General features: G+C 69.1%; 7 protein-coding genes and 1 pseudogene. 2 read left to right on the forward strand and 6 right to left on the reverse strand.

The features are described 5' to 3' along the window. A complete protein-coding gene (locus HY68_RS10480; RefSeq protein WP_078863530.1) occupies window positions 1-1,317 on the reverse strand; it encodes an MFS transporter in 1,317 nt (438 codons plus the stop codon). Continuing rightward, window positions 1,314-1,802, reverse strand: a complete 489-nt coding sequence (locus tag HY68_RS10485; protein ID WP_041987316.1) for a MarR family transcriptional regulator — start codon at window positions 1,800-1,802, stop codon at window positions 1,314-1,316. Before HY68_RS10485 ends, HY68_RS10480 begins: the two co-directional genes overlap by 4 nt. 125 nt (window positions 1,803-1,927) lie before the next feature. On the opposite strand from HY68_RS10485, the gene HY68_RS10490 reads away from it, so the two are divergent. Beyond that, window positions 1,928-2,494 carry a dihydrofolate reductase family protein gene (locus HY68_RS10490; protein WP_041987318.1) on the forward strand — a complete coding sequence of 189 codons (567 nt, stop codon included), beginning with the start codon at window positions 1,928-1,930 and terminating at the stop codon, window positions 2,492-2,494. A gap of 21 nt (window positions 2,495-2,515) precedes the next feature. On the opposite strand, the gene dnaB is transcribed toward HY68_RS10490, so the two are convergent. After that, window positions 2,516-4,009: a replicative DNA helicase gene (dnaB, locus tag HY68_RS10495; RefSeq protein ID WP_198533249.1), complete on the reverse strand. Its 1,494-nt coding sequence runs from the start codon at window positions 4,007-4,009 to the stop codon at window positions 2,516-2,518. 407 nt (window positions 4,010-4,416) lie between these two features. Between dnaB and HY68_RS10500 the strand changes: the two genes are divergently transcribed. Further along, entirely contained in the window at window positions 4,417-5,754 is a 1,338-nt protein-coding gene (locus tag HY68_RS10500; RefSeq protein WP_041987326.1) for an MATE family efflux transporter, read from the forward strand. Between the two features lie 102 nt (window positions 5,755-5,856). Here the strand turns inward: HY68_RS10500 and rplI are convergent, their stop codons facing one another. The 3 genes and pseudogenes from rplI to HY68_RS45010 all read right to left on the reverse strand — a co-directional run. Next, a complete protein-coding gene (gene rplI, locus HY68_RS10505; protein WP_041987329.1) occupies window positions 5,857-6,303 on the reverse strand; it encodes a 50S ribosomal protein L9 in 447 nt (148 codons plus the stop codon). Window positions 6,304-6,321: 18 nt separating this feature from the next. Further along, complete coding sequence (rpsR, locus tag HY68_RS10510) at window positions 6,322-6,558, reverse strand: 30S ribosomal protein S18 (protein ID WP_003956534.1); 237 nt, start codon at window positions 6,556-6,558, stop codon at window positions 6,322-6,324. 47 nt (window positions 6,559-6,605) lie between these two features. Beyond that, window positions 6,606-6,684: pseudogene (locus tag HY68_RS45010) on the reverse strand (single-stranded DNA-binding protein); the annotation flags it as partial.

Consider the following 6,684-nt stretch of genomic DNA (forward strand, 5'->3'; position numbering starts at 1 on the left):
CTATCCCGGGGAGCCGGTCCGGTCGACGTCTTTTAGCCCCGGCAACTCCGTGTCCGGCTGTGTGTCCGCCTCGGTGGCCGGTGCTGCCGGGCTCGGCGTGCGGTAGGCGCGGAGGGAGGAGTTGGTCGCGGCCACGACGCCGACCGCCAGGACGGCTGACAGGCCGCCGGCGACCAGCGAGAAGGAGGCCGAGGTGACCGAAGCGAGCAGGCCACCACGGAAGTTGCCGAGGTCGGGGCCCGCGACGCCGATGACATGTTCCACGGAGGAGACCCGTCCCCGGTACGCGTCCGGGGTCTCGAACTGGACCAGGGCGCTGCGGGTGATCACGGACACGGTGTCGGCGGCGCCTGCGACCGCCAGAGAGCCGAGGGCCGCCCAGAGCGGCCCGGCCAGACCGAAGCCGGCCAGCGACAGGCCCCAGACGACCGCTGCGGTCAGCTGGACCTGGCCGGCCCGGCGCAGGCGGGTCACCGTGCCGGAGAGCAGCCCTGCGGTGATCCCACCGACCGCGACGGCCGAGAGGAACAGACCGAGGGTCTGCGGATTGCCGTCGAAGCGGACCTCGTTGACCAGAGGGAAGAGCGCGATCGGCATGGAGAGCAGCGTGGCGGACAGGTCGGTGGCCATCGAGCCCCACAGCGTGGGCCGGTGCCGGATGATCCGCCACCCGCCGCGCTCCGCCCGCCGCCCGGGCACCGAGGCGCCGCCGTCGGGTCGCATGGCCGGGAGCCGGATCACGGCGAGCATCGCGACCACTGCGGCGAGGGCCTGTGCGGCATAGGCGGCGGAGAAGTCCCAGCGGGCGATGATGACGCCTGCCAGCGCGGGCCCCGCGAGCATGGCCGCCTGGAAGGAGACGTTGGTCAGCGCGAGCCCGGACGCCACCTGGTCGGCCGGCAGCAGCCGGACCGGAAACGTACGCCGGGCGGGCGCCCCGAGCGCGCCGAAGGCGGTCTCCAGGGCCACCAGGACGAGCAGCAGCAGCACGCTCCGGTTGTCCGTCAGCGCCTGGGCACACAACCCCGCGGCGGCAAGCAGCTGGCCCGCGCTGGTGGCGCGCACGATCGTACGGCGGTCGACCGCGTCGGCCAGCGAGCCGCCCAGCAGCCCGAACAGCACCATCGGCACCCCGGTGGCGAGCCCGATGGCCCCGGTGCCCACCGGACTGCCGGTCAGCTCCCAGACCTGGGCCAGCACCGCCACGTTGGCTATCTGGCCGCCGAGTTGGGCGGCCGAGGTCCCGATCCACAGGTCCCGGAACGGCCGGCTGCTGTGCAGCGGCCGGGTGTCGAGGAACGCACCGCGTCCCCTCATCCCGGCGGCTCGTCGAGGTGGTCAAGAATCCGCTGCCGCATCGACCGCTGCTCCAGCGCCCGCCACAACTCACCGACCACGGCGGTCAGCGCGTACGACGCCTCACCGTCCAGCTCGGCCACAGTGGCGTGAGTGGCCCGCCACTCGGCCTCAAGGAACGGCACCAACGACCGGCCCCGCTCGGTCAACTCGATCCGCCGCGTCCGCGCGTCCGGCCCGGGGGCGGAGGTGACCAGATCCTCCTTGCGCATGGCGGCGACGGTCTGGCTGATCGCGGAGTGCGACCGGTCCAGGGACTCGGCGAGTTCACGAATGGTCAGCGGCCCGGTATGGGCAAGGCGAATCAACGGATACGCAAACCGCGGCCGCACCCCCTCGATGCCCCGCGAGACGTAGAACTGCTCGATCTCGGCATCCATTACGGCCAGCATCTTGTGCAACGCATGCCACGGATCGGGCACCGTCGTGGGATCAGAAGATGTCACAGCGCTAATATAACAGCGCTGCGATAATTATGGGGGCCACCAGGCGAGGCCGGATCGGGCACCGATGAGTTTCCCGCGCCGCGCTGGTCTATACGCCGGACATCCACGGACGGAAGGCTGGCGCCATGCGGAAACTGATCTACGGCATGAACGTGTCCCTGGACGGCTACATCGCCGGGGCAGGCGACGACATCGGCTGGAGCGGACCGCCGAGCGACGAGCTGTTCCAGTGGTGGCTCGAACACGACCAGGCCAGTGGGCTGGCGCTGTACGGGCGCAAGCTGTGGGAGGCGATGAGCTCCTACTGGCCGACCGGCGACCAGCAGCCGGGCGCCACCCCGGCGCAGATCGAGTTCGCGCGGAACTGGCGGGACACGCCGAAGGTGGTGTTCTCCTCGACGGTCGACAAGGTCGACTGGAACACCCGCGTGGTCACCGGCGACGCCATCGCCGAGATCACCCGGCTCAAGGCCGAGGACGGCGGCCCGATGACCATCGGCGGTGCGACGCTCGCCGGGGCGGCCATGCGCGCAGGGCTGGTCGACGAGTACGCGGTCGTCACCCATCCGGTCCTGGTGGGCGGCGGCACGCCGTTCTTCACCGCACTGGACGGCTGGGTGAACCTGAACCTGCTGGAGACGCGGACCCTTCCCGGCGGCGTGGTCCTGACCAGGTACGAGACGAGGCGCTGAGCAGCAGCACCCACGCGCCTGTCAGGTCTGGGCCATGTCCACGAAGCGGGAGTAGTGGCCCTGGAAGGCCACCGTGATCGTGGCCGTCGGGCCGTTACGGTGCTTGGCGACGATCAGGTCCGCCTCGCCCGCGCGTGGGGATTCCTTCTCGTACGCGTCCTCGCGGTGCAGCAGGATCACCATGTCCGCGTCCTGCTCGATGGAGCCCGACTCTCGGAGGTCCGAGACCATCGGCTTCTTGTCCGTGCGCTGTTCCGGGCCACGGTTCAGCTGCGACAGCGCCACCACCGGCAGTTCCAGCTCCTTGGCCAGCAGCTTCAGGTTTCGCGACATGTCCGAGACCTCTTGCTGGCGGCTCTCCGCCCGCTTCGAGCCGCCCGACTGCATCAGCTGCAGGTAGTCGATGACCACCAGCTTCAGATCGTTCCGCTGCTTCAGCCGGCGGCACTTGGCGCGGATCTCCATCATCGACAGGTTCGGCGAATCGTCGATGTACAGCGGGGCCTGGGAGACGTCCGGCATGCGGCGCGCCAGTCTTGTCCAGTCCTCGTCCGTCATGGTTCCCGACCGCATGTGATGCAGCGCCACCCGGGCCTCGGCCGAGAGCAGACGCATCGCGATCTCGTTGCGCCCCATTTCCAGGGAGAAGATCACGCTCGGTAGGTTGTTCTTGATCGAGGCGGCCCGGGCGAAGTCCAGCGCGAGCGTGGACTTACCCATCGCGGGACGGGCCGCGATGACGATCATCTGGCCCGGGTGCAGACCGTTCGTCAGCGAGTCGAAGTCGGTGAAGCCGGTCGGTACACCCGTCATCTCACCGCTGCGGGAACCGATCGCCTCGATCTCGTCGAGGGCGCCTTCCATGATGTCGCCGAGCGGCAGATAGTCCTCGCTGGTCCGCTGCTCGGTGACGGCGTAGATCTCGGCCTGTGCGGAGTTGACGATCTCGTCCACGTCGCCGTCGGCCGCGTATCCCATCTGCGTGATCTTCGTGCCGGCCTCGACCAGCCGGCGGAGCACCGCGCGCTCGTGGACGATCTCCGCGTAGTACGACGCGTTGGCGGCCGTCGGCACGGACTGGACCAGCGTGTGCAGATACGACGCCCCGCCGACCCGGGTGATCTCACCGCGCTTCACCAGCTCGGCGGCCACCGTGATCGGGTCGGCCGGCTCGCCCTTGGCGTACAGGTCGAGGATGGCCGTGAACACCGTCTCGTGCGCCGGCCGGTAGAAGTCGTGGCCCTTGATGATCTCCACGACATCGGCGATGGCGTCCTTGGACAGCAGCATGCCGCCGAGCACGGACTGTTCGGCGTCGAGATCCTGCGGGGGGACCCGCTCGAAGCCGGGAGATCCGCCGTCCCAGGAGGGACTGTCATGGCCGCGCTCGTGCTGCTCCTCGCGGCCTCGGCCGTCACCGCGCCGCTGCCGGGACACGGGCAGTCGGTCACTGGGACCGGCGTCGGTCCAGGGGTCGTCCAACGGCTCGGGAATGCTCACCGGCCACCTCCTCATGTCCGCTCAACGGACCTCGCCGTGCCACTCTTTCTACGGCACGACACTGACAAAACGAGAGGGTCGTCTCCGGTTCGGGCGCGTCGGACGCTCGCCTACGTTAGGCCCGTCTGCACCGTCAGCCAATCTGGTTATCCACAGGCCCTGTGGGCGAACGACCAGATGCTGTGGAGAACTCCCGAGAACCTGTGCACGGACCGGGGGACAGCACTGTGGACAAAGTCATAGCCATCCCACCGTAACCATGCTGACCTGGTGTTTTTCCGTCCACCGGCTGTGGGGGAGAAAAACTTTCCCGACTGGACCAAGATCAGAACAAACGACGCACAAGCGTGCTCACACACTGTCCACAAGTAAGCCTCGTAGCTGCATTGCGTCTCTTACCTGTGGAAGATTAGATTGAGTTCATGACACAGGCCCCCGCCCCGTCCCGAACCGGTCGGCGACGGCACGACCGCGAGATCGTCGCGCTCGCCCTGCCCGCCTTCGGCGCGCTGGTCGCCGAGCCTCTTTTCGTGATGGTCGACAGCGCCATCGTCGGCCATCTCGGGACACGCGAACTCGCCGGACTGGGCATCGCTGCGGCCCTGCTGACCACCGCGGTGAGCATCTTCGTCTTCCTCGCCTACGCCACGACGGCGGCGGTCGCCCGGCGCGTCGGCGCCGGGGACCTCCGGGCCGCCATCCGGCAGGGGATGGACGGCATCTGGCTGGCGCTGCTGCTCGGCGCCGTGGTCATCGCCGGCACTCTGCCGAGCGCGCCCTGGCTCGTGGAGGTGTTCGGCGCCTCGGACACCGCGGCGCCCTCCGCCATCACCTATCTGCGGATCTCCAGCCTCGGCATCCCCGCGATGCTGGTGGTACTGGCCGCGACCGGTGTGCTGCGCGGGCTGCAGGACACCAAGACTCCGCTCTATGTCGCGATCGGCGGCTTCGGCGCCAACGCGGTGCTCAATCTGGTGCTCGTCTACGGCGTCGGGCTCGGGATCGCGGGCTCCGCCTGGGGCACGGTCATCGCCCAGTGCGCGATGGCCGCGGTCTATCTGTTCGTAGTCGTCCGGGGAGCCCGCCGGCACGGCGCTTCCCTGCGCCCCGACGCCGCCGGTATCCGGGCCAGTGCCCAGGCCGGGGTGCCGCTGCTGGTCCGTACGCTCTCCCTGCGAGCGGTACTGATGATCGCCACCGCGGTCGCCGCCCGACTGGGCGACATCGACATCGCCGCTCACCAGATCATCCTGTCGCTGTGGAGTCTGACGGCCTTCGCGCTCGACGCGATCGCCATCGCGGGACAGGCCATCATCGGCCGCTATCTGGGCGCAGGCGACACCAAGGGCGCCCGCGAGGCCTGCCGGCGGATGGTGCAGTGGGGGCTGGTCTCCGGGATCCTGCTCGGCGTGCTGATCGTGGCGGCGCGGCCGCTGTTCATTCCGCTGTTCACCGGCGACCAGGGGGTTCGGGACACCCTGCTGCCCGCCCTGCTCGTGGTCGCGGTGGTGCAGCCGGTCGCCGGGATCGTGTTCATCCTCGACGGCGTGCTGATGGGCGCGGGCGACGGACCGTATCTCGCACGGGCCATGCTGGTGACGCTGGCCGTGTTCGCGCCGGTGGCCCTGCTGGTCCCGACGGTCGGCGGCGGGCTCACCGCGCTCTGGTGGGCGATGGGGCTGATGATGGCCGTCCGGCTGGTCACGCTGTGGGTGCGCACCCGGTCCGGCCGCTGGCTGGTCACCGGCGCCAGCCGCTGACCGCCGGCCGCACACATGACTTTGGGCGCTGTTTCACGTGAAACAGCGCCCAAAGAACGAGAGCTCATCCCTGGCGGGGATGAGCTCTCATCGTGTGCGGCGTTACGCGGCGATGACCTCGATGCCGAGCTTCGCAGCGACCTCGGGGTGCAGACGCACGGACACCTGGTGCGAGCCCAGGGTCTTGATCGGCGCACCGAGCTCGATCCGACGCTTGTCGACCTCGGGGCCACCGGCGGTCTTGATCGCCGAGGCGAGGTCGGCCGGGGTGACGGAGCCGAAGAGGCGGCCGGCGTCGCCGGAGCGAACGGCCAGCCGGACCTTCACGCCTTCGAGGCGGGCCTTGATCTCGTTGGCCTGCTCGATGGTGGCGATCTCGTGGATCTTGCGGGCGCGGCGGATCTGCGCCACGTCCTGCTCGCCGCCCTTGGTCCAGCGGATGGCGAAGCCACGCGGGACGAGGTAGTTGCGGGCGTAGCCGTCCTTGACGTCGACGACGTCGCCTGCGCCTCCGAGGCCGGTGACCTCGTGGGTGAGGATGATCTTCATGATTCGGTCACCCTTCCCTTATCGCGCGGTGGACGTGTAGGGCAGCAGCGCCATCTCACGGCTGTTCTTGACTGCCGTGGCGACGTCACGCTGGTGCTGCGTGCAGTTACCGGTGACGCGACGGGCACGGATCTTGCCGCGGTCGGAAATGAACTTCCGCAGCATGTTCGTGTCCTTGTAGTCCACGTACACGGTCTTGTCCTTGCAGAATGCGCAGACCTTTTTCTTCGGCTTGCGCACAGGCGGTTTCGCCATGGTGTATCTCCTGTGTGATCAAGAAGTGGGGGTACGGGCCCCGCCCTTTAGAAGGGGGGCTCGTCCGAGTAGCCGCCGCCTGAGCCGCCGGAGCTTCCGCCCCAGCCGCCTCCGCCGCCTCCGCCG

The sequence above is a fragment of the Streptomyces sp. AcH 505 genome (genome assembly GCF_000818175.1).
GTDB lineage: Bacteria > Actinomycetota > Actinomycetes > Streptomycetales > Streptomycetaceae > Streptomyces.